This window comes from Bacillus sp. AM 13(2015), from assembly GCF_001518755.1.
GTDB lineage: Bacteria > Bacillota > Bacilli > Bacillales > Bacillaceae > Bacillus > Bacillus safensis.
Genome location: NZ_LKCP01000009.1, coordinates 1 through 954 on the forward strand (window position 1 = coordinate 1; position 954 = coordinate 954).

General features: G+C 40.7%; 1 pseudogene. It reads left to right on the forward strand.

From position 1 onward, the window contains the following. Window positions 1-7: 7 nt before the first annotated feature. Window positions 8-954, forward strand: a pseudogene (locus AOQ70_RS01735) (stage II sporulation protein E); the annotation flags it as partial.

Here is a 954-nt window from a genome sequence, read left to right on the forward strand (position 1 = left end):
CTTCATTTTGACACTGATTTTTCTTCAAAGCCTGCCGATTTTTACAGTTAGGAAAATTAAACACTCTTTAAAGGTCGAAGAAATTATTTGTTTTATGATTTTTAATTGCCTCAGTTTTAACTGGACTTGCTGGGATCTCATTTCAAGGGATGCAGGCAGAGCATATTTTGTCACGTTATGTAGTGCTGACCTTTGCTTTTATTGGCGGAGCAGTATTGGTTGTACGGTCGGTGTTGTGACAGGATTAATTCTCGGTCTCGCCAACATTGGAAACCTTTATCAGATGAGTCTTCTTGCCTTTTCAGGTTTATTAGGCGGATTGCTGAAAGAAGGGAAGAAAGCAGGGGCGGCCATCGGCTTAATTGTGGGTTCCTTACTCATTTCACTGTATGGGGAAGGGTCAACAGGTCTCATGACCACATTGTATGAATCACTTATAGCGGTTGCACTCTTTTTGCTCACGCCGCAATCAGTCACCTCCAAGGTAGCGAAATACATTCCTGGTACGGTAGAGCATGTACAAGAGCAGCAGCAATATGCTCGGAAAGTACGAGACGTGACAGCAAAAAAGGTAGACCAATTCTCTAATGTATTTCATGCGCTGTCTGAGAGTTTTGCGACATTTTACGAATCTATTCCTGAAGAGAAGAAGCAGGAAGAGGATGTAGATCTTTTTTTAAGTACGATCACAGAACGATCCTGTCAAACGTGCTATAAGAAAAATAAATGCTGGGTGCAGAACTTTGATACAACCTATGAACTAATGAAACAAGTTATGCATGAATCTGATGAAAAAACGTATGAGCATAACCGAAAATTGAAAAAGAAATTTAGTCAGCACTGCTCGAAATCAAAACATGTCGAGGAATTGATTGAAGAGGAGATCGCTTACTATAAAGCCAACCAGACACTGAAGAAAAAAGTCCAAGACAGCAGACGTCTTGTGGCTGAACA